Origin of the sequence: Methanobrevibacter thaueri (genome assembly GCF_015062915.1) — an archaeon.
Lineage (GTDB): Archaea > Methanobacteriota > Methanobacteria > Methanobacteriales > Methanobacteriaceae > Methanocatella > Methanocatella thaueri_B.
In genome coordinates this window covers 1-21,648 of record NZ_SUTJ01000013.1, presented here as the reverse complement: position 1 = coordinate 21,648, position 21,648 = coordinate 1, and the positions used below count along the sequence as shown (strand labels likewise).

The following is a 21,648-nucleotide window of genomic DNA, read 5'->3' as shown; positions in this document are numbered from 1 at the left end:
TTTCACTCCTCGATTATATTGTTATTTAGATAAACTACGGATGAGACAACTGAAGCTATGTTTTCAACGGTTGCTGTGCATGGTTCCACGATAAGCTCTTTTATCTCCACGCCACGTTTTTCCATCATGTATTCAACCATTTCATGGGCTTCCTTTATTAAGTCATCCGGATTTTCATTGATTCCGGTTGTTTCAACTACACAACCTAGTTCTTTTCCAATAGCGACTGCAACTACTGCAGTTATTTCGTCACCGGGATTGTCTGAAGTCACTGTTGATAAAACACAATTCACCATGGCTCCAGCTTTAAGTTTAGGCAATGTTTCTATTTCAACGTTGCCTGCAAGCATGCTGGACACTTTTATGAGGTTCACGTCACCGATTCCTGCTTCAGTTAAAGCGTTATCGAATGCATTCAATTTTGTTGGTCCTTCATCTTTTCCTGATACAATAGCTATCTTCATTTTATCACTATGATTAGTTTATTTTTCATATTAAATTAAAGTATTCATGATTGCCATCACATATTTAAATAATGAAATGTTAAATAAATTTAGGTGTACCTAATGATTTTTAACAAATCCATATCTTTAATATTGTCCGCATGCATGTTCATGCTATTGATGCTTATAGTGTCATCCATCATTGCAATGTTCGGTTCTATTCCCTACATTGGATTGATATTCGTCGTCATATTCTATTTCATAGCAAGGCTGTTCTATTCATATCTTAGAAATGACGATTTCTACAAGAACAATAGGAATCATTCCAGTGACAAGAAGGGTGAAAAGTATCTCATCAAAGGAGAACGAGATGGTAAGAAAATATTCATTGTAGTTTGGATGCTAGTTGTTTTGGTTTTAGCTGCAATTTCTTTATGGTTATACTCATACAATACTGGAGCAACATTGTTTTAGATTAAATGCTATTTTAAATCCTTTTTTATTTTTTTGTCACAAACGAATAATTTATATAAAATGGGAAAGATAATTTATACTAATCTAATAATATTCCTTATTATAAGATTAAAAACCGGTTTTTATATAAAATGGAGGAAAATTAATGTCAACAAAAGTTGTAGAAATTAAAACATTAAAAGTTGGAAAATATATCGTTTTAAACGGAGAAGCTTGTAAAATCATCAGTTACACTACTTCATCTCCTGGTAAACACGGAGCTGCTAAAGCAAGAATTGAAGCTGTTGGAATCTTTGATAACCAAAAAAGAAGTTTAGTTAAACCTGTAGATACTAAAGTAGATACTCCTATTATCGACAAAAGATTAGGACAAGTTATCTCAATCCAAGGTGACAATGTACAAATCATGGACCTGGAAAACTATGATACCATTGACTTACAAATGCCTGAAGACTTAAAAGATGAAATCACTGAAGGCAGAGAAGTTGAATACATTGTTGCTATGGGAAACATGAAAATCATGAGAACTAGAGGATCATAAGTTCTCTTTTTCTTATTTTCCTTTTTTTAGAAAATTATGCTTTTAAATACTTATGAACCATGGAAATTTGCATTTTCTGCGGAAAATGATGAAATAATTGAAAATTCATATGGGATAATCGGAGTTCCATTTGACAGCACTACTTCTTATCATTCCGGTTCACGTTTAGGGCCGATTGTTGTTCGTGAGGCATCATTCGGTTTTGAAAAATACAATACTGTTTTTAACAAGGACTTAACCACCAATTTCTATGATTTCGGGGATGTCAATGTTGTTCCTGGAAACTGTGAAAAGACCTGTGCCATCATTGAGGACACTGTAAACGAGATTCTTGACTTGAATCTAAAGCCAATCATAATTGGTGGAGAGCATTCGGCTTCCATCGGTGCCATAAAGGCTTTAAGCGAGAAATATGAAAAGTTAACTGTTGTTCATTTGGACGCACACAGGGATCTTGCATTTGAGTTCATCGGAGAAAAGTACTCCCATGCCACAGTCATGAGAAGGGCTCATGAGATGGGTGTCAATCTGGTTCAGATTGGAATAAGATCATCCTCAAAGGAAGAGGAGGATTATGTCAAGTCCACTTACAATATCCAGACATTCAAGAACAAGGATGTTCACAAGCATATGGATGCTATCGAGTATTACCTGACAAACATTGACGGGCCAATCTATATTTCAATAGATATGGATGTTGTCAATCCTGCCATTGCTCCAAGCGTTGGAAACCCGACACCGGGAGGATTGTTCGTTCACGAGCTTGAAACAATTCTTGAAAACCTGTGCCACAAGAACATTGTGGGATTGGATGTTGTTGAAACCGCAAGCAATAAGCTTGGCGATCATACTGCAGTTGTGGCTGCCAAAATCATTTATGACTTTTTGACCTTGATTGAATAGGGTCAATTCTCAAACATATTTTTAATAATCCTTTTTTGTTTTGTGTTTATCTTTATATTCGTTTTTCAAATTTAATTTTGTTAGATAAGTCACGAACAAGATTTGATTGAACTGTAATCATTTCTCCTTTGAAATTGGCTAAAAAATCCCTTCAAAATACTATTCATTTCTAATTTAGGTTAAACTAAATTTTAGTCCTTTTTTTAGGTCAAACTAACTGATAAATCGTTAATTTTATATATAATATATTTAAAACTATTATTTAGAGGTGAAATCATGTCTGATAAAAAACAAGTTTGGTCTTTAAATCCTATAGAATCAATCGCTTATAAAGGATTGAAACAAGTGTTTATAGGGGCCTATATGGTTAATGACATTTTAGACCTCGACAAGAACGATGATAAAGAATAACTAGATTCTTTACCATTTTGTATTTTATTGCCATTTTTTCGATTTGAAATAATCTTGTCTGGGCTTGGATTATTTCTAATATATCATGTAAAAATTTATAGATAAATTTAATACTACTTTTTTTAAAATATAATAACATCTACGAAATTTTATTTCGTAAGAGGTGTTATATGTTGGACAATTTTTTTAAATTTAAGGAAAATGGAACTGATTTTAAAACTGAAATCATCGCAGGTATTACCACATTCCTTGCTATGGCTTACATTTTAGGTGTAAACCCAGTTATTTTAGGTGATGGTGGAATGCCTGTCACCGGAGTGTTCTTTGCAACAGCAGTTGCATCCGGTGTGGCTAGTATAATTATGGGGCTAGTTGCTAAATATCCAGTCGGATTAGCTCCAGGTATGGGACTGAATGCATTGTTTACATACACAATCATTCTTGGAATGGGAAACACTTGGGAAACTGCACTTGCAGCAGTATTCATTTCAAGCATAATCTTTTTAATCATTACCGTTTCAGGATTAAGGGAAGCTATCTTAAACGCTATTCCTCTTGACTTGAAATTAGGTATAGGTGCCGCTATCGGATTCTTCCTGGCATTCCTTGGTCTTAAGGGTGCAGGCATTATCGTAGCTGACCCTTCAACTTTCGTTTCAATGGGTGCTCTTTCAACCGCTCCTGCACTTCTTGCAATGATCGGTATCATCATTACATTGATACTATATGTTAAAAAAGTGCCAGCAGCAGTATTCATCGGATTAGTAATCACAGCTATCATCGGTGTAATATTCACTGCAGTCGGATACGGTGCTGGAGACATGCTTATGCCTGCCGTTCCTGCACAATTCATAACCACCAATTTTGACTTGTCACTGGTTGCAGGATTTACAAAAGGATTTGGACAGCTGTTCTCAAACATTCCAAACCTGATAATGATGCTGTTCTCACTTGTATTCGTAACATTCTTCGATACAACAGGAACATTGATGGCTTTAGGTAGACAATGTGGATTCATTGACGATGAAGGTCAAGCTGTTGGAATCGAAAACGCATTCCTCGCTGATGCTGTCGGTGGTATTGTCGGTGCAATATTCGGTACCAGTACAGTAACCGCTTATGTAGAAAGTGCAGCAGGTATTGGTAATGGTGGTAAAACCGGTTTGACCGCTGTTGTTACAGGTATCTTATTCTTATTATCAATATTCTTCGCACCATTGGTACTTGGATTATTCACTTCTCCAGTAACCTGTGCTGCATTAGTAATCGTCGGTATATTGATGATTGCTCAATTGAAAGATGTTGAATGGGACAACATAATCGTTGCTGCTTCAGTGTTCATGACCATTATCATGATGATTTTAACCTACTCCATTTCATTAGGTATCGCTTGGGGATTCGTTGTATACGCAATCGCAAGCCTCGCCAGCGGAAAAGCAAAAGAGTTAGGTTGGGGAATCTGGTTGATGGTTATTGTATTTATAATATACCTGTTCTTCGGACTTTAGACTCAAATATTGAGTCTAACTTTTTTTATTTTTTTTAAAATCAGTCGTTATAATCTTTTTCTACCTTGTCAAGATAGTATTTGCCCTTGTCGGTGATGCTGTAAAATCTGTATCTTTTATCGTCCTCATTAAGGCATTCAACCAGCTCTGCATCCTTCAATGTTTTAAGATACTTGGAGACATGATTGCTGTTGTCGTCAATGTCCTTGCTGATTTTTGAAGGTATCTTGTCTTCATTTTCAAGTGATTTCAGCACTTTGATTCTTTTTTTGGAGCGAGCTAGCAGTGATATAATGCTCATATCGTCCTTTTTACTCATATTTAAAAATTTTGATTTTAGCTATTTAATAGATATCTATATGATATTAGCATGCTAATAGCAATGTTTATATTATGTGTGTACTAAAATAATATTACCGAATAAACGAGGTGATACTTATCAAGAAAAGATGGTTGTTATTAATCTTTATTTTGGCATTAATCGCCATAACTGCTGTTAGTTCATTTGCAACTGCAACTCAGGATTTTGACGGCCTATTCACAATGAATGTTCCGATAGGAGAACATTACAGTGATTCTGCTTGGTGTTATGATAATAAGCCATTAGGCTGTGCAAAAGAATATCTAAAAGATAATGATCCTAATAATGTCATTGATGAGGATGAATTTGCTGTTTACTATTATGATAATTCCCAAGTGGGTGGAGGCTACGCAAATGCTGCGGATTATTCAGTTCATGTTCTGACAACTTCATTTGTCTATAATTTCTATCAAAGCGATGGGGATATGCTGGTGTTTTACAATGATATCGGTATGACAAATCTGCCTGAATATGTTGTTGGCGTTAGAAGTGATGATTATAGTAAAGCCGTTTTTGTCGGTGGGTATGACCTTGACATGCTGAAATCTTATGCAAGTTCCGTTAAATTTAAATGAGGTAGATTATGGATTTTTTAGACTTTTTTGAAAATATGGGATTTGGAGTGGGCATTATCATAATGATTTTTGTCATATTAATTGTGGTAATGTTTTTAATCAGACTTATTCCTGCCTTATTGATGGGTTTTGGAAGTTTATTGTTCATATTCATTATAATTGTTGCAGTGGGTGCCGTAATTTATTTCATCGGTAAATTTGCTAAGGATTTTATTAAAAAATGAGGTGTTAAAATGTTAGTGCGTAATCTAGATTTCTTATCAATTCCTAAAGAGTTTTCAAAAGTGGAAATTGATATTTATGAAAAACAATCTATAGCATTGGTTTATATTGAAAACAAAGGATATTCTTTAGTGTTGAAAAATGATAATGATATTCAATCAGTATTTTTACTTAAAACTGATATCCTTCCTCACAATGTTAATGATCACTCTGATAGGGAAGACTTTATCAATATCCTTAAAATGTTATTGGACAGAATCTACAGTGTTGCAGATATTAAGGAATATGAAAAACAACACCAAGAACATGTATTTTTAAGATTAATGGACATGCTGAATGAAGGAACTGATGTTGAGTTGATTTCAGAAGAAACTTCAAAAATCTACACTGATATTGAAAAGGGTTTCATGAAATTAGAAATTGATATTATGGATAATAAGATCAATGCATTGAATAGTTCTGTGGCTGATGTATCCAGTAATTTGGATTCAACTGTTAAAGATATGGAAGAAAATGCATGGGGAAATAGGATTAGAAAAACAATTAATCAACAATAGGTGAATTTATGGTTAAATGTAATAATTGTGGTGCGGAAGTTGTTGGATCTGATTTTTGTTTCAACTGTGGTGAAAAGGTAGAAAAATTTGATAATTCATCTGATGTTTGTCCGAAATGTGGAACAAAAAACTCTAGAAACACTAATTTCTGTGTAGAATGTGGTCATAGATTAGCTAATGGTGCTTCCGTATCTTTTAGGCAACAAGAATGGAATGCACGTCGTGATGAAGTTCTTGAAAGATATGATAAACTTGCAGAAGAGTTTGGGATTAAAGATGAAGATTATTTTTTAACTAGTGTACGTAGATTCAACAAATTAGAGCAAGGTACATCCAAACACAGGACTGTTAATGCTCTTTTTACTGATGTATATGCAGTTACATCTGGTGGAATTCCCTTCATGAATTTATCAAAGGCTTTTGGTAATGAAACCATGATTGATGGTTTCTTCATGATAAAAGAGGATAAATTTGTATTTATGGAAATTGATAATAGGGATTGGAAAAAAGTCAATGCAGGAATAAATAATTTTTACTTTGATAAAATTGTTTCAATGAGAGTGACTTTAGGTTTAGGTGATGAAAGCAGATATGAAGACATCACTAAACGTGCCCCTACTTCTGCCCATGATATTCGTAGATACATTCAAAATGATATTCAATCTCTTAAAGCCACTAGGTTTAAAGACATGATTGCAAATAATGATAGTGCGGACATGTTTGACAGGTTATTAATTAAACTTGTTGATAACACTTTTTATGAAATTAGACTTCCAAGTTATCAGTTTGGTCAAAATCTTGTTAATTTATTCGAATCTTTAAGAAATCAACCTCAAAAAGTCATTGTTGAAAATCAAACTGCAGAACCAACAAAAGCTCAACAATTAAAAGAATTCCAGGAATTGCTAGAAAGTGGAGCTATTACTCAAGATGAATTTGATCAACTTAAAAAAGATTTGCTATTTGGATAAATGGTGATATAAATGGTCAAATGCAGTAGTTGTGGATTGGATGTTTCTGATGAATTGGAAAACTGTCCTAATTGTGGAAATAATCTTGTCAAATCTGAGGAAATAAAAGAAGTTGTAGATACTAAAATAGTTTGCAGCAATTGTGGTGCAGAATTAAATGAAAATAATTCATTCTGCCCAAGTTGTGGTACTGAAGTTAAATTTGAGGAAGAGGATACCTTAAAATGCGAAAGTTGTGGATCAACTTTGCCTGAAAATACATTATTCTGCCCAACATGTGGAACTAAGGTCAATCAAGTTCAAAAAGTCAACAAAAAGAATTGTCCAAATTGTGGTGCTGAAGTTGGGGACAATGATGCATTCTGCGAGGAGTGTGGAGCAAATGTGTTCACAGGTGAAACAAATAAACAGGAATTAGTAACCACAGGTTCTTTTGTAGATAAGATTAATCTGAACACAATAATTAAGCCATCAATTGTCGCTCTCGTTGTAGCATTGATATTGTCATTTATAGGGTTATTGATAGGATTTTCATGGTTGTCCTTTGTTATTGCAATCATTTTGTCTGCAGGATTTTTCGGTGCAGCTATTGATAATGAAGCCAATGCAGTTGTATTCGGTTTGATTGTTGGATTAATTTTAGGCCTTTTAGAAACTCCATTAGTCGAATTCACATATGGGGCTTTTGTTGCAGGAGTTTATGAAGGATTTTTCGGAGGCCATTTAGTATTGATTGTTATTTTAGGAATAATCATGGCATATGTTTCAAATATCTACCTTAAAGAAACTATTCTTGGATTAACAGACAATTTCAAGGGAATGTTATGATTTGTACTTTATAAATTTTCTTTAAATGCAAATCTAAAATAAAAAAAATATTATTTGAGGAAAAATATGGTGAATTGTAATAACTGTGGTTTTGATGTTGGGGATAATGCTTTTTGCCCTAACTGCGGTACAAAAGTTGAACAAAAAATTCTTGCATCCTCTTGTCCGAATTGTGGTTTTGATGTTGGGGATAATGCTTTTTGTCCAAAATGCGGAACAAAAATAGTGAAAGAAGTATCAAAATCATTTTGCCCTAGTTGTGGACAAGAAGTAGGAGATAGTGCTTTTTGTCCTAGTTGTGGGACTAAAATTGAAAAAGAGCCTATGAAACATTTTTGTCCAGGTTGTGGCGCTGAAGTTGGGGACAATGTTTTTTGTCCTAGTTGTGGAACTAAAATAAGTGGAGAAAAACAAAACAATAATGTTTCATCAAATCAAAATTCTTCAGAGGGTAGTGATATCCTTGATGATGTCATTGATTTAGATAATAAAATTTCTGGCAAATTAGGCGGTTTATTCTCTAAAAGCAAATCTATGGATAAGGTTTTAGATAAAACTGCGTCTTATAGGTATAAAAATTTATCAAAAGCAGGAAATAGAGGTATGGATCGAGCATATTTTGAAAAAATAGAGCCTGTTTTTCTAGAGGTATTAGATTCTATTGATGATAATTATGTTAAAGACTTACTTTTATTTGAAAGAAGCATGATGGGTGGTGGAGGTAGTCCAATTGGTGTTGTTGCTGCACAGGTGTACACTCCTACAAAAGACATGTCTCATGATGAAGCTTTAAAATTTTATCATAAAATGGTAAATGATATCGTTAGGGAGATTAACGAGGAAAAACAAAATGGAACATTTGATGAAGAGGAATTTTATAAGAAAAAAATTAAACAATCTACATTTGATAATGTTTCGGTTATAGGAATTCCAAAATCTATAAAATCATTTAAGAAAAATCAAAAATAACATATTTTAAATATTGTTGATTTATTTTTCTTTTTTTTATTTTTATTATTTTAATTAAATTTGCATCGTAACAATACCATTAAATATCACCGAAAATATAGTTATAATATTAACTAAAAATGGAGCATATTGTTATGAATAAAAGAACTATTGAGCTTTCAGGCCATATTATTGATTCATTGACTTTAACTAAGACAATGGGCATTATTATGGACAAAGGCGGAGAATTTGATATATTGGAAATTGATGTTGGACGCAAGAAATCAGATGTAAGTCATGCAAAGATTGAAGTTTCAGCAGATTCTCCCGAACTTTTAGAGTCCATCTTGGATGAACTGTCTGTACTTGGTGCAGCCATCGATGAGATTAAGGAAGTTAATCTTGTTGCATCAACCAAGGATAAGGTTGCTCCTGAAGGATTTTATTCATCATCCAATCACACCACCCATATCTTTTATGATGGTAATTGGATACCTGTTGAAGAGATTGAAATGGACTGTTTAGTTGTAGTGGATGAAGATGCCAAAAGAGCATTCGTAAAACCAATTGCAGATGTTAAGGCAGGCGATAAGATTGTTGTTGGCCTTGACGGTGTAAGGGTCACACCACCTCACAGATCACGTGAAGAACAGCAAGTCTTCGAGTTCATGAACAGTGAAGTCTCCTCTGAAAAGCCTTTGATGAATTTAATCAATGGTATTGCTGAAGAGATGAAGGAAATCAAGGCTAAAGGTGGTAAGATTGGTATTGTTGGAGGGCCTGCAATTGTACACACTGGATCAGGAAAATACTTGGCTGAACTTGTCAAGGAAGGATACATTGACGTAATCATGGCGGGTAACGCTTTGGCAACTCATGATATCGAATCCAATCTTTTCGGAACCTCATTAGGTATTGAAGTGGAAACCGGTAAGATTGTCGCTCACGGCCACACTCACCACATGAGGGCCATAAACAGGATCAACAATTCAGGCTCCATCAAAAAGGCAGTTGAGGACGGTACCTTGACTGGCGGTATCATGTATGAGTGTGTAAAGAATGATGTTCCATATGTTCTTGCAGGTTCCATTCGTGACGATGGACCTTTGCCTGATGTCATAACAGACACCGCCGAGGCACAAAAGCTTATGAGGCATTACGCTCAGGAAGTTGACATGGTTATCATGATTGCCACCATGCTTCATTCAATCGCAACAGGTAACCTTCTCCCTTCAAGAGTTAAAAGTATCTGTGTGGACATCAATCCATCAACAGTGACAAAGCTCTCCGATAGGGGCAGCGCTCAAGTGGTGGGTATTGTTACAGATATCGGTACATTCTTGCCACTTCTTTATAATGCATTGATGGAGGATTAATGATGTCATTCACTGCTTATATTCTTGATGTGGTATCCGATACAGTTTATCCTGCCAGAATCACAATTGAAAATGGGATTTACAAGGAAGTCTCACCGATCACTGTCAATGAGAGAACAACAGTTGACGTTGACGGATTGATGATACCGGGTTTTATCGATTCTCACATTCACATTGAAAGCAGTATGATTACTCCGGCACAGTTTGCCAGAATTGCCGTACGCCACGGAACCACTGGTGTAGTTTGCGATCCCCATGAGATTGCTAACGTTATGGGAATCTATGGTGTGGAGGCAATGATTGAAAATGCAAAACAAGTGCCTTTTAATTTTTATTTCACAGCACCTTCCTGTGTGCCTGCAACAGTCTTCGAGACATCAGGTGCCACTTTGAATGCAGATGATGTAGAATATCTGCTTAAAAAAGATGAGATTGTGGCATTGGCTGAAATGATGAATTTCCCTGGTGTCATCAATGGTGATGAGGAGGTTCACAGGAAACTTAAGTTGGCACATGTCTATGGAAAGCCTATTGACGGTCATGCCCCATTGGTTTCTCGCGAAGATTTGGATAAATACCTTGAGCCAGGTATAAGTACTGACCACGAATGCAGTAATGTTTTGGAAGCTCTTGAGAAAAAGCTTAAAGGTGTCAAGATTATGGTTCGTGACGGGTCATCTGCCATGGATATGGAAGGACTTTTCAATATGGGGGAAGGTAAATCAAACATCGAAAATCCTGAACAATTAGGATTGATATATAGGGACGTGTTTGAAAGTAAAATTTACTCCCCACTATTTGATTTCATAGTCAGTGACGACAAGCATCCCGATGATTTAATCAAGGGTCATTTGAATCTTTCAATCAAAAAAGCTGTTGGCTTTGGAATCGATATCTTAAAAGCAATCAACATGGTGACAATAAATCCTGCATATCACTATAATCTAAACTGTGGAGCCATTGTTGAGGGAGCACAGGCAGATTATGTGATAGTGGACAGCCTTACCGATTTGAACATTCAAAAAACATACATTGGAGGCGAATGCGTATTCGATGGTGAAAATGTACTGTTCGATGCTCCAGAAGTTGAAGCTCACAATACAATCAACGCATCTAAAAAAACTCCTGATGACTTTGATATTCATTATGATGGTAAGGAATGTGAAGTCAATGTGATTGAGTGCATTGACGGTGACCTGCTAACCAAAAAAGCAACTGCAAAGCTAAAAACTAAAAATGGCGTCGTCCAGGCTGATCTCATTCAGGATGTATTGAAGATTGCGGTTGTTGAACGTTATGGTGGAAACACTGTAGCTAATGCGTTTGTTAAAGGATTTGGTCTTAAAAAAGGTGCTATCGCATCATCAGTTGCTCATGATTCACACAACATAATCGTTGTCGGATACACTTCCGAAGAAATGGCTCAAGCTGTCAATCAGGTAATTGACAATATGGGTGGAATTGCAATTTATAGTGAGGATTTCATTGAATCATTACCTCTTCCTATAGCAGGATTGATGAGTAATAAGGATGCATTTGATGTGGCTGAAAAGGTAGCTACACTCCATGACATGGCTGCTGCTTTAGGCTGCCAGCTTAAATCCCCATTCATGACAATGGCATTCATGGCTTTATTGGTCATTCCATCAATCAAGATATCTGATAAGGGATTATTTGATGGTGATGCTTTCGAGTTCATGGATGTAATAATTAATTAAGGTTTGAAGCCTTTTTTAATTAATTCTTTTTTTATTTCATTCATGGCTTTTATATCTTCTTTTGTTCCGACTTTTTTCACAACACGATTTGCTTCTTTGAACTTTTTCAAGTATTCATCTTTTTCTTCACTGCCCACCATGTCAAAGCGTGTAAAATTGGCTAAGCTTTCAATGACATATCCAAAGCCCCTGTTTAATGCATGTGTTTGTTCACTAATTTTCAAGTCAACAACCTTGGATTTGATGACAATCGCTTCATCTTTCCTTTTAATTGGGTCGCTTTGCTTGACAGCTTCAGTCAAGCTGATCACTTCACATTTGAAGTGGGCCTTAACGCCTTTTATGGAACAATCATCATTAAAACAGTCCTGTGGCAGATTTCCAAGGGTTGCAGTGGTGAAAAGCTCAGGATCATGTGTAATGTTGACTGTGAACTGTCTTTCACGGACAATGTTGTCGAGAGTGTGACTTCCCTTAAAAATTCTGTTGATGATTTTGTCACTGCCCGCACAAATCACCCCTATGGGTGCTGCATTCTTGCTTCCATCCTCATTTCTTGTGGAAATAATTGTCTCGTATTGCCTTCCCTTTTCCATTCCAATTAAAGCCAAATCAATCATAATAAAAAACCTTTTTATATCTTGATTAACAATATATTAATGATAATATTTAATTTTAAAGGAGTTTAAGCTTATGAAATATAAAATGTATGATGAGATGATGGAACAACCGGATTCTTTAAGAAAAACTTTTGAAAGCGAAAAGGAAAACATGGATAAAGTTTCTCAAATGGTTTCTGAAGCGGGCAAAATATACTTGATAGGCTGTGGAAGTTCCATTTCAACATGTTATAGCGTTCGTGATGCAATAAGAATGTCAAGCACAAACCTCAACATTGAAGTATATGCGGGCTATGAATTCTACTACAATAAGAAATTAACTCAAAATGAGGATTCTATAGCTATATTCACCTCACAGTCAGGTGAAACAGCAGACACACTTGCAGCACTCAGAAAGGCTAATGAATTCAACATACACACTGTTTCCATTTCAAATGAACCTGAAAGTTCAATGATTAAAGAAGCTAAAACTCCAATTGCAACAAGATGTGAAACAGAAACAGCTATTCTGGGTACTAAAACCTATATCACACAGCTTGCATGCCTTTATCAAATATTATTCTCAGCATCTGATTATGAAGGAAAGGACAACTTGTTAAAGCAATTGTCTGAAATGCCTGATATAATTGAGGAACTGTTGAAAACCACTGAATATGACAACAGGTTGCTGGCACAGGACTTTAAAAACGAGGACATATTCTACTGTCTTGGAAGCGGTCCGAACTTCGGTCTTGCATATAAGTTGGCAATGACAATGCTCATGGAAGGTGCAATCAAGCACGCTTGTCCTGAATATTCAGCCGAATTCAGACATGGTCTCATTGAAAGGGCTGAAAAGGATGTTCCTATAATAATTTTAAAATCAGAGTTTGAGTCTGATGAGATTACAGATAAGGCTATTGAGTTTTGCGAAAATCTCAAGTTGAAATCCATAATCTATGAATTGAAGGATTATGCTGATGTGGATAAACTCTTATCTCCATTCGTTCTTGTTATTCCACTTGAATGGTTTGTATATTACTTGGCACATTATAACGGTGAGGATCCTGGTGCTACAAGACACATCGGTAAAGTACGATATTAATTTTTTTTAAAAAAAAGAGAGAAAAATGTAGAAAATCTATTCTACATTTACTTTATGTTTTGGTATGATTAGTTTTGGAATTGTAACAATTACGATTCCGTTTGCGAATTTTGCAGTGATGTTTTCTAAATCAAGGCTGTTTTCAAATCTTACAGTTTTGACGCATCTGCCTGATTTGAGTGAGGAGGAAATTACTTCAGCGGTTTCATCTTCTGCGAATTCTTCAATGTATGGTTTGAAAGTGGTTTCAATGGTTATGTCATTGTCGCCTGCTTCGATTAATACATCTTCTTTTTCAACGCCAGGTACTGCTGCTTTGATGTAGTAAACATCTTTGGTTTCAATCAAGTCAATGTCTAATGTTTGCACGGTTGATTTTTTGTAATCGGAATATTTTTGATCTGCTGCTTTTTGCATGCTCTTGATGTTTTCCTTGAAATCGTCTATGCTTTTGTATAGGTCGTTGATAACATTGTCAGCAATGTTTTTGCTTTTTTCTTTTTTGTCATCAATTTTTTCTTTTCTTTCTTCAAATTTTTCATCAAATTTTTCTTTTTTATCAGAAATTTTTTCTTCAATGGTTTCGGAATCTACCATATTTTTCACGCTCCTTTATTGATGAATTGTTATAAGTATGTATTAGTTACTTTTTGTTAGTATATATACTTTTCTATTAAATTTACTAAAAGTTATTAAAAAGTAATGCTATTGAACTTTTCTTTTATATATTGGAAGCACTTTATTTTATTCAATAAATAAAATATTCTGTTTATATAAATGATTGAAATGTTATATAAGTTAGAATCAGATAAGATTATATTTGCACATGTTTTTCAGTTGTCAGAAAAACATCACATTTAAAAAAAGAAAATGTGAGGATTAAAAAATCCTCAAAAATTTTGTGTTTTATCTGTATTTTTTAACATAGCATTTAGCTGTGTTTTTAATTGTTTTTCCGTTTGCTTTTGCCTTGTAGGTGAATTTAGCCTTGTATTTTTTACCTTTCTTAAGTTTTTTGATAACTTTTTTAGGTACTTTGAAGGTTGCTTTTCCTTTCTTGTTGGTTTTAGCCTTGTATGTTTTACCCTTAAACTTCATGTAAACTTTTTTCTTTTTAAGGACTTTTTTGCCTTTAAGTTTAACTTTGATTTTAATGTATTTCTTTTTAGATTTTTTGGTCTTTTTAGTTTTAGACTTCTTATTAATTTTTACTAACTTTTTAACAGGTTTCACAACAGATTTAACTTTCACAGTATTTTTAGTGGTGAATCCTTTATATGTCACACTAATAGTGTATGTTTTAGCTTTCAAACGTAATTTAAGGGTAGCATAACCATTCTTATCTGTTTTGACAGAATAGGTTTTGCCTGCAACTTTCATTTTAACAACCTGGCCTGCTCCAACATACTTGCCGTCGTCACCAACAATCCTGACGGTATATTTAGATCCATCAGCGAAGAATATTTTCACATTCTTGTTGCCTGTGATTCTTTTAACTATCTTCAAGTTAGTCAATTTATATTCGCCAGTCACTGGATTGATAATGACAATAGCATGATTTCCTACAGCCAATTTCTTATTGAGTTTCAATACACCATTGGAATCTGTTTTGACAGTGTAGTTGATTGTGTCCACCTTGATTGTCACATTTGTGTTTGCAAGTGGTAATCCATTTTCATCATATAATGATGCATTGTAATCCAAGCCGCTATTGTAACCTCTTGTCATGTCGGATGCAACAATTGAAACTTGGTAATTTACGACAGCAGTCTTGTTGATTGGTTTATAATTGTCATCACCGCTGTATATAACAGTAACAGTATTATTACCAGGTTTTAAATCTGTAGTGTTAACAACTGCACTACCATTGACCAAATTAACGGTTTTTTGCAATATGTTGTTCACATAGACACTTATATTTCCAGTTGCATCTTCAGGTAATTTCACGCTTATTGAAGGTGTGCTTCCAGTAATGTTTTCAAGGTTAATATCAACTTTTGGTTCGCCTTTAATCACAGTTATTGAACTGGAATTGACTCTTGACTTATCGGTGTAGTAGGAGTCACCTTCATAAGTACCTGTGACAATATAGGTTCCAAGTTTCAAGTTAGGCACAACAAGGTCTTCGAGACATGATTGTGTGATAGTGTAAACCACTTCCGCATTCTTGTCATATATTGTGTATATAATGTTTCCAGATGCATTCACTGGAGCGGTTACTCTAACGGTTGCATTTTCACCATAACCGATCATATCGTTTGATAACCTGAAGAAACCATCAGTTTTATTCACTGTTAATGTGGCATTACCATATGCTTCAGTATAATTTTCACTTTCAAATACATAAGCCTTGATTTCATGGGTACCTGGCTTGAAGTCTGTACCGTTGAATGTGAATGTTGCTTTGTCCTCAACATATAATGAAACTGATTTGTCACCTATAAATACGGTGTAATAATCAGGAGCACTGACACTTACATCCACTTTAATCTCATCACCATAGTTACCTTCAGCATCACTGACTGTAATGACAGGTGCAATCTTGTGAACTTTCACATGAACGAATGCTGTAGCCGGAAGGTAGTTTTTATCTCCGCTAGATTTTGCAACAATTAAATAATCACCAGCAGCCAATATGAGATTTTGCAGAGTCTCATTAGTGTAGGTCTTGCCGTTCAATTCAAAGACAACATTGTTAGGTTTATTAGCGACTATGGTAACATTTAATTTCTCACCATAATTAATGTCTTTAATTGTAACGTTTAATAGCTGTTCTACTTGGTTGACAGTGAATATTTTAGTTATTTTATCAATAGTGTAACTGTTTGAATTACTGTCTTCTGCATTCAATACTACAGTATGGTCTCCAGCGCTAGGACGTTTTACATTGTGGGTGAACTTATTGTCAGTTACGTTTACTGAATAAGTTCTGCCGTTAATGTCCAATTTAACAGTGAAGTTTAGGTTTGTACCGATATCGATAGTACCATTAATTGTTTCATTTTCTCCGTAGTCAATGTCATTAACACTTAAATCAACATTTATTGCATCAAACAGGGTATTGGTAATTTTTACATTAGGATTTTCACTATAGATGTTTCTGTAACTGTCTGCATTATTGTCTGTAAATACACAGTTATCGACAGTTGAATTCATTTTTGATGTAATGTATAATGCACCGTCACCTGAAAGTGTGTTGGCTGTAAAGGTGGATTCTAAAACGGATAACTTTTCGTTATAATTATACACAACATTTTGAGCGGTATTTTCTGTGAATGTACAACCGGAAATAATGGCAGTATTATTGTTAAATAAAATTGATCCACCTATTCCTATTATATAACGCTCCATGGTATTGCCGGTGAATATGGAATCTTCAACGAGTAGATTGGAAGTTATATCTGAATAAATAGCATATAAACCTTCAGTGTTATTTACAAATACAGAATTAATTAGAACATCGTTAGCACCTGAAACATGAATGATATCAGATGTTAAAACGTTTTCAACAAATTTGCTTGATATGACTTTCACTGTATCTGCATTCATTATTGATATGATGCTGTGAACAGGAGAGTTGATTGTGTTGTTCTCAAATGTTGACTCGTTAATAAGGACATTATTTGATTTACCTAAATTGTAAATGAGATTTGCTCCTACAGTGTTGTCATAAAATTCAGATTCAACAATGGTTACATTTCCGATACTGTCGATTAATGGGCAATCTGGATTGGATACATTGTTATTGATAAATGTACATCCGTTAACAGTCACATTACCTTGATTGTAAATGATTGAATCATCAGTATTAAAACCTGTGATTACAATATCTTCAAGGGTAACATCGGAATTTGGATAAATAGTAATAAAGTTATAATCTGATGAATTTGCATCAAAAATAACAACTCCAAGTGGGGTAATAGTTAATTTCTTACCTATAATTTGTATTCCGAAATTGCCAGGACCAGTATAATTTCCTTCGTTTACATAAATGATGTCTTCAGCGGCAGCATCGTTGATAGCTTCACGCAATGAATCGAATTTATGGCCGGTACTGTTGACAATGAAATTGCCTTCATATTCGCTGACTTTGAATGTGGTTGTGTTCACCGCATCATTATAGTTTTCATCACCTTCACGGACTGCAAATACAGTGTAGTTTCCTTCTCCAACACTTTCCAAGGTTATTTCACCATAACCATCGGTAATGTTGACAGTTAAAAACTTGTTATTGAATAGAAGATTGATGATTCCGTCTTTGGTTGCATTGACTTTTAAAACAGGTGCAGCCACTAATGCATCCCTAAGGACAATATCCTCAACAGTAAGATTGATGTATACATTTGCCTTATGGACGATGAGCCTGTCAATTACTGCTTCACCATAATAAACGTTGCCGTTGCTGTCATAAATGATTTCATTTAATATGACGTCATAAATGCCTTTTGGCATGACTCCTACATTGTGTTCAAATATGCCTTCTACAATGTCGACTGTTGCATCAGTATTGTTGACAAATCCAGGCAAGACCAGTTGAAGATCCATGTTGAATTGAGGGTCAAGTGTACCGGTAATTACTACAGGGACGCCGTATTCGCCATCAGGTATGTGCAATATCACATCATAGAAATCAAATACGTTTTCGCTGAATTCAATAGATCCCGCATTGTATATGTTTGCAAATTCGTCCGCAGTGTTAATTCCAAAGACGGATTCTGTAAGTTTTAAAGTTTTGTTGTTATATATAGCTCCACCTTTGCCGTTTGCGGTATTGGCAACGAATGTTGAATTATTAACGATAGCAATATTATTATTGTAAATAGCACCACCGTCAGTTTCTGCATAGTTTCCTGTGAATGTTGAATTAAAGATATCTAATTCATTTTCACTGTAAATTGCTCCACCATATCCGTTTGCAGTGTTGTCTTCAAAAGTGGAGTTGATAACTTGCAGGGTTCCTGTACTGTAAACTGCTCCACCGTTTATGCCTTCATTTTCACGGAAAACACTGTCTTTAATGTTTAATGAGTCAGTGCTGTATATTGCACCACTATTTCCATAATTAATGTTTTCTGTGAAATTAGATGATATAACGTCTGCATTTCCATTGTTGAATATTACGGAATTAGCATTAATGATATTGCTTGCAAATACAGTTGAATCAACGGATAATTTTCCTTCATTTAAAACAACAGCATTATTAATTAAATTGTCGGAAAATTCACTGCCGATTATGTTTAAGAAACCAGCATTGTATATGATTGCTTCGGTTTCAAAATCAGTGAATATACAGTTTTTAAATGTTAAATTACCGTTATTTTCAAATGCTGCATGGGTTTTTATGTTTCCATCGGTAAAGTTTATGCCTTCAAACACAACATTACATCCTTCAGCCACTGTAAAGAACCAGTTTGTACTGTTTCCATCGAAAATAACAATACGATCTCTGAAATTCTTAAGAGTGAATGATTTAGTGATATCAATTTCCATATTCTCTTCAATATAGTAATTGTGATTTGCATAAATAATACCATTTTCCGCAACAGCATCAATAGCATCAGTTAAGTTTTCATACACTTCATCCTCGGATATGATGAAATTTGCCTCTACCATTTCAAATTTATATCCAAAGAGATAAGTATTGAAGTTATGATCATTCATTAGACCTACTGTATAGTTACCCCCCAATACTTCTTCAAAAGTGATGTAGAAATTCTGGGACCCGTTATTGTACATTGTGTATACAGGTACTTGGTCGAAGTACATTAAAACCACTGAATCAAATGAATCTAGGGTTGTACCGTTAATTATGACTGTTTGGTTGATTTTATCAATGGTAACATTGTATATTTTACCAGTGCCGTTGAAAACACAATATTTACTGGTAATTTCACTAACTTCAGGGCCTGCAAAGTAATTCATTGTAAGGTTTCCTTCTTCTCCCTGGAAGTTATCTAAAAAGGTACAGAATCCAAATGTTGCTGAGGAGTATTGTTCGAGATCTGCCTCAATATAGATTGCTCCACCTTCTTCACCTGCAATATTGCCTATAAATGTACAGTTTAGTGCAATAAGGGTTGCATCCTGGTCTGAATCCATTGAACCAATGCATATTGCTCCACCATAATCTTCAGCAGTGTTATTGTAGAAATTACAGTTGGTCATTGTCAAGGTACCTGCAACCAGTTCAATAGCTCCACCTTCATAGTTGTATCCATTGATTACTGTAATGTTTTCAAGTGTAATGGTAGGACCTTCTGTATTATATGGAACTGGAATAGGAGGAACTGTCTCAATCCACTCTACTTCAGTATCATATGTTAAATGTAGGAAATAATCTTCACCTTCACAGTCGAAAATAACCTCTTCGCCTCCATAAGCTCTGATTGTTATTTCCAATTCTCCTTCAATATCAATTCCGCAGAATCCATATCCCTTATATGTTCCACCTCTAACTGAAATGATACCTCCAAATAGTGAAGCTTCGTCGATTGCCTCTTCTAGGGTGTCGAAATATTGAGGATCATCATCTTCATCCTCTTGGTAAATGAAGTTGCCAGTTCCTTCATAGTCATCGAAAATGGAATCTTCATCACTAAGTATGTCATTATTTGAGGCAATTAGAATATCATCATGGGAATTCCAATTGAAATTATTAACGTTTTCATCATATACTTCCTCAATTGAGGATTCGCCGAGAACATTATTGGTAGCGCCAAGTGTTGCTCCATTCACTGTCAAGGTGGCCTCAGCAGAACCTGATAAGTAGTTTACACGTTCTTGTGAAGTGACCTTGATTGTGTAAGTTCCAGGCGCAAATGTTTTACCCACTTCAATGGATTTGCTGCCGTTGATTAATGTGATGATCTTGTAGTCACCAATTTCTATTGTGTAAATTGATGGAACATTTGTTTCAATGTTTACAGTAATGTTTTCGTCAGATCCAACTTCCACATCCGCTACAGATATGGTTGGATTGGCCTTTTTCACTTCAAAATCAATAATGGAATATGTGGATTCGAAAGTATCATCATTATAGAAAGCTACAAGAGAGTATTTTCCTGCATCTAATTTCAATGACTCAAGTTCTTCTTTTGTATAATATACTCCATTCAATTGGTAGGTTATTGTACCAATAGCGTTTGCAGGTAATGTTTCAGTGATTTTTATTGTTTCACCATAGGTGATATTGTCGACGGAAACATTCAAATCAAAGCTTGCACTGTTGACTTTGAACATTTTAGTAATGCTGTCCATATGATATGCATTTTCATTGTAATCTACAATACCGTTTAAAACAGCATGATATTTGCCTGGATTCAATATGCCTGTATTATAGGTGAATGCATTGTCTTTGATTTCCACAGTGACGTTTTCACCAGCGACTGTTAAATTAGCTGCAGCATAGATATTAGCACCAATATCTGCTGTACCGCTGATTATTGAGCTTTCACCATATTTAACATTCAATGCATTTAATTCAACACCTTTAACGTCAAAAATGGTATCATGAGCTACGGTAAATCCATTGTTGTAAATATTTCTGTATTCACCGGTGTTATTTGCAAGAACACAACCGTCAATGAATGCTGTAACTTTAGGAGATGTTGCAATTGCTCCAATTGTTGCATTGTTGTTCATAATGAGGCTGTTGTCTATAAATAACCTGAGCTTTTCATTAGAAGGGTTTTTGATTAAAATAACAGAACCCATTTTACCTTTATTGTTATTGAAAGTACAGGTGTCGATGTTTGCGTTTGAAATTCCGTCAAGGCATATGACTCCACCATTAACATCCTTGTTGGAGTTGCTTTCAAAGTTGGATGTGTCAATATTAAATGTTACTTCAGCATCGTTTGCATTAACATATATTACTCCACCTTCAAGTTCTGCATCTTCGCCAGCATCATTTTTAATGTCGTTTTTAATAAACTCGGATAATGTGACACTCATATATATGGAGTTATTGCCGAGGTATATTGCAGATCCTTTAACTGCAGTATTTTGTTCAAAATCACATGAAGCAACTGCTGGTTCAATTTGAATTAAGTTTTTGAAGTGCAATGCTCCACCTTCACGTGCAGTGTTATTAATGAATTTGGAAGATG

General features: G+C 34.9%; 19 protein-coding genes. 14 read left to right on the top strand and 5 right to left on the bottom strand.

Annotation, left to right across the window (positions count from 1 at the left end; all coding sequences use genetic code 11):
- Positions 1–2: 2 nt before the first annotated feature.
- Positions 3–464, bottom strand: a complete 462-nt coding sequence (locus E7Z78_RS08040) for a pyruvoyl-dependent arginine decarboxylase (RefSeq protein WP_303724640.1) — start codon at positions 462–464, stop codon at positions 3–5.
- Between the two features lie 102 nt (positions 465–566).
- Between E7Z78_RS08040 and E7Z78_RS08035 the strand changes: the two genes are divergently transcribed.
- The 5 genes from E7Z78_RS08035 to E7Z78_RS08015 all read left to right on the top strand — a co-directional run bounded on the left by E7Z78_RS08035 (position 567) and on the right by E7Z78_RS08015 (position 4,280).
- Entirely contained in the window at positions 567–917 is a 351-nt protein-coding gene (locus E7Z78_RS08035; RefSeq protein WP_303724639.1) for a hypothetical protein, read from the top strand.
- A 145-nt stretch (positions 918–1,062) separates the two neighbouring features.
- Entirely contained in the window at positions 1,063–1,458 is a 396-nt protein-coding gene (locus E7Z78_RS08030; RefSeq protein ID WP_303724638.1) for a translation initiation factor IF-5A, read from the top strand.
- A 36-nt stretch (positions 1,459–1,494) separates the two neighbouring features.
- Positions 1,495–2,361: an agmatinase gene (speB, locus tag E7Z78_RS08025; RefSeq protein WP_303724637.1), complete on the top strand. Its 867-nt coding sequence runs from the start codon at positions 1,495–1,497 to the stop codon at positions 2,359–2,361.
- Between the two features lie 276 nt (positions 2,362–2,637).
- Positions 2,638–2,772, top strand: coding sequence for a hypothetical protein (locus E7Z78_RS08020; protein WP_303724636.1), 135 nt, complete (start codon positions 2,638–2,640; stop codon positions 2,770–2,772).
- A gap of 170 nt (positions 2,773–2,942) precedes the next feature.
- Positions 2,943–4,280, top strand: coding sequence for an NCS2 family permease (locus tag E7Z78_RS08015; protein WP_303724635.1), 1,338 nt, complete (start codon positions 2,943–2,945; stop codon positions 4,278–4,280).
- A gap of 40 nt (positions 4,281–4,320) precedes the next feature.
- Here E7Z78_RS08015 and E7Z78_RS08010 read toward each other — a convergent pair whose 3' ends face one another.
- The gene (locus E7Z78_RS08010; RefSeq protein WP_303724634.1) at positions 4,321–4,599 is read right to left on the bottom strand and encodes a winged helix-turn-helix domain-containing protein; all 279 of its coding nucleotides are present in this window, start codon (positions 4,597–4,599) and stop codon (positions 4,321–4,323) included.
- Positions 4,600–4,709: 110 nt separating this feature from the next.
- Here E7Z78_RS08010 and E7Z78_RS08005 point away from each other — a divergent pair, with 110 nt between their 5' ends.
- The 8 genes from E7Z78_RS08005 to ade all read left to right on the top strand — a co-directional run bounded on the left by E7Z78_RS08005 (position 4,710) and on the right by ade (position 11,836).
- Complete coding sequence (locus E7Z78_RS08005) at positions 4,710–5,216, top strand: hypothetical protein (RefSeq protein WP_303724632.1); 507 nt, start codon at positions 4,710–4,712, stop codon at positions 5,214–5,216.
- Between the two features lie 8 nt (positions 5,217–5,224).
- Positions 5,225–5,440 carry a hypothetical protein gene (locus tag E7Z78_RS08000; protein WP_303724631.1) on the top strand — a complete coding sequence of 72 codons (216 nt, stop codon included), beginning with the start codon at positions 5,225–5,227 and terminating at the stop codon, positions 5,438–5,440.
- A 9-nt stretch (positions 5,441–5,449) separates the two neighbouring features.
- Positions 5,450–5,995 carry a hypothetical protein gene (locus E7Z78_RS07995; protein ID WP_303724630.1) on the top strand — a complete coding sequence of 182 codons (546 nt, stop codon included), beginning with the start codon at positions 5,450–5,452 and terminating at the stop codon, positions 5,993–5,995.
- Positions 5,996–6,003: 8 nt separating this feature from the next.
- On the top strand, positions 6,004–6,966 hold the full coding sequence (locus E7Z78_RS07990; protein WP_303724629.1) for a zinc ribbon domain-containing protein: 963 nt from the start codon (positions 6,004–6,006) through the stop codon (positions 6,964–6,966).
- 12 nt (positions 6,967–6,978) lie between these two features.
- Entirely contained in the window at positions 6,979–7,794 is an 816-nt protein-coding gene (locus E7Z78_RS07985; RefSeq protein WP_303724628.1) for a zinc ribbon domain-containing protein, read from the top strand.
- Between the two features lie 66 nt (positions 7,795–7,860).
- Positions 7,861–8,763 carry a zinc-ribbon domain-containing protein gene (locus E7Z78_RS07980; RefSeq protein WP_303724627.1) on the top strand — a complete coding sequence of 301 codons (903 nt, stop codon included), beginning with the start codon at positions 7,861–7,863 and terminating at the stop codon, positions 8,761–8,763.
- Positions 8,764–8,897: 134 nt separating this feature from the next.
- Complete coding sequence (locus E7Z78_RS07975) at positions 8,898–10,118, top strand: TIGR00300 family protein (RefSeq protein ID WP_303724626.1); 1,221 nt, start codon at positions 8,898–8,900, stop codon at positions 10,116–10,118.
- A gap of 2 nt (positions 10,119–10,120) precedes the next feature.
- Positions 10,121–11,836 (top strand): adenine deaminase, encoded by a 1,716-nt coding sequence (gene ade, locus E7Z78_RS07970; RefSeq protein WP_303724660.1) that lies wholly within the window; start codon positions 10,121–10,123, stop codon positions 11,834–11,836.
- Here ade and E7Z78_RS07965 read toward each other — a convergent pair.
- Positions 11,833–12,456 (bottom strand): DUF447 domain-containing protein, encoded by a 624-nt coding sequence (locus tag E7Z78_RS07965; RefSeq protein ID WP_303724625.1) that lies wholly within the window; start codon positions 12,454–12,456, stop codon positions 11,833–11,835. The two genes, ade and E7Z78_RS07965, sit on opposite strands and share 4 nt — an antisense overlap.
- A 73-nt stretch (positions 12,457–12,529) precedes the next feature.
- On the opposite strand from E7Z78_RS07965, the gene E7Z78_RS07960 reads away from it, so the two are divergent.
- A complete protein-coding gene (locus tag E7Z78_RS07960) occupies positions 12,530–13,540 on the top strand; it encodes an SIS domain-containing protein (RefSeq protein ID WP_303724624.1) in 1,011 nt (336 codons plus the stop codon).
- A gap of 36 nt (positions 13,541–13,576) precedes the next feature.
- On the opposite strand, the gene E7Z78_RS07955 is transcribed toward E7Z78_RS07960, so the two are convergent.
- Both E7Z78_RS07955 and E7Z78_RS07950 read right to left on the bottom strand, forming a co-directional pair.
- Positions 13,577–14,137 carry an Hsp20/alpha crystallin family protein gene (locus E7Z78_RS07955; RefSeq protein ID WP_303724623.1) on the bottom strand — a complete coding sequence of 187 codons (561 nt, stop codon included), beginning with the start codon at positions 14,135–14,137 and terminating at the stop codon, positions 13,577–13,579.
- A 309-nt stretch (positions 14,138–14,446) separates the two neighbouring features.
- On the bottom strand, positions 14,447–21,604 hold the full coding sequence (locus E7Z78_RS07950; protein ID WP_303724622.1) for an Ig-like domain repeat protein: 7,158 nt from the start codon (positions 21,602–21,604) through the stop codon (positions 14,447–14,449).
- Between the last annotated feature and the right edge of the window lie 44 nt (positions 21,605–21,648).

What these genes read in the sequence shown, in the direction of transcription:
- E7Z78_RS07985 (WP_303724628.1), top strand. Translation starts at nt 6,979, where the DNA reads ATGGTCAAATGCAGTAGTTGTGGATTGGATGTTTCTGATGAATTGGAA.
- E7Z78_RS08000 (WP_303724631.1), top strand. Translation starts at nt 5,225, where the DNA reads ATGGATTTTTTAGACTTTTTTGAAAATATGGGATTTGGAGTGGGCATT.
- E7Z78_RS07955 (WP_303724623.1), bottom strand. Translation starts at nt 14,137, where the DNA reads ATGGTAGATTCCGAAACCATTGAAGAAAAAATTTCTGATAAAAAAGAA.
- speB (WP_303724637.1), top strand. Translation starts at nt 1,495, where the DNA reads ATGCTTTTAAATACTTATGAACCATGGAAATTTGCATTTTCTGCGGAA.
- E7Z78_RS07965 (WP_303724625.1), bottom strand. Translation starts at nt 12,456, where the DNA reads ATGATTGATTTGGCTTTAATTGGAATGGAAAAGGGAAGGCAATACGAG.
- E7Z78_RS07990 (WP_303724629.1), top strand. Translation starts at nt 6,004, where the DNA reads ATGGTTAAATGTAATAATTGTGGTGCGGAAGTTGTTGGATCTGATTTT.
- E7Z78_RS08035 (WP_303724639.1), top strand. Translation starts at nt 567, where the DNA reads ATGATTTTTAACAAATCCATATCTTTAATATTGTCCGCATGCATGTTC.
- E7Z78_RS08020 (WP_303724636.1), top strand. Translation starts at nt 2,638, where the DNA reads ATGTCTGATAAAAAACAAGTTTGGTCTTTAAATCCTATAGAATCAATC.
- ade (WP_303724660.1), top strand. Translation starts at nt 10,121, where the DNA reads ATGTCATTCACTGCTTATATTCTTGATGTGGTATCCGATACAGTTTAT.
- E7Z78_RS08010 (WP_303724634.1), bottom strand. Translation starts at nt 4,599, where the DNA reads ATGAGTAAAAAGGACGATATGAGCATTATATCACTGCTAGCTCGCTCC.
- E7Z78_RS08015 (WP_303724635.1), top strand. Translation starts at nt 2,943, where the DNA reads ATGTTGGACAATTTTTTTAAATTTAAGGAAAATGGAACTGATTTTAAA.
- E7Z78_RS07960 (WP_303724624.1), top strand. Translation starts at nt 12,530, where the DNA reads ATGAAATATAAAATGTATGATGAGATGATGGAACAACCGGATTCTTTA.
- E7Z78_RS07995 (WP_303724630.1), top strand. Translation starts at nt 5,450, where the DNA reads ATGTTAGTGCGTAATCTAGATTTCTTATCAATTCCTAAAGAGTTTTCA.
- E7Z78_RS07980 (WP_303724627.1), top strand. Translation starts at nt 7,861, where the DNA reads ATGGTGAATTGTAATAACTGTGGTTTTGATGTTGGGGATAATGCTTTT.
- E7Z78_RS07975 (WP_303724626.1), top strand. Translation starts at nt 8,898, where the DNA reads ATGAATAAAAGAACTATTGAGCTTTCAGGCCATATTATTGATTCATTG.
- E7Z78_RS08040 (WP_303724640.1), bottom strand. Translation starts at nt 464, where the DNA reads ATGAAGATAGCTATTGTATCAGGAAAAGATGAAGGACCAACAAAATTG.
- E7Z78_RS08030 (WP_303724638.1), top strand. Translation starts at nt 1,063, where the DNA reads ATGTCAACAAAAGTTGTAGAAATTAAAACATTAAAAGTTGGAAAATAT.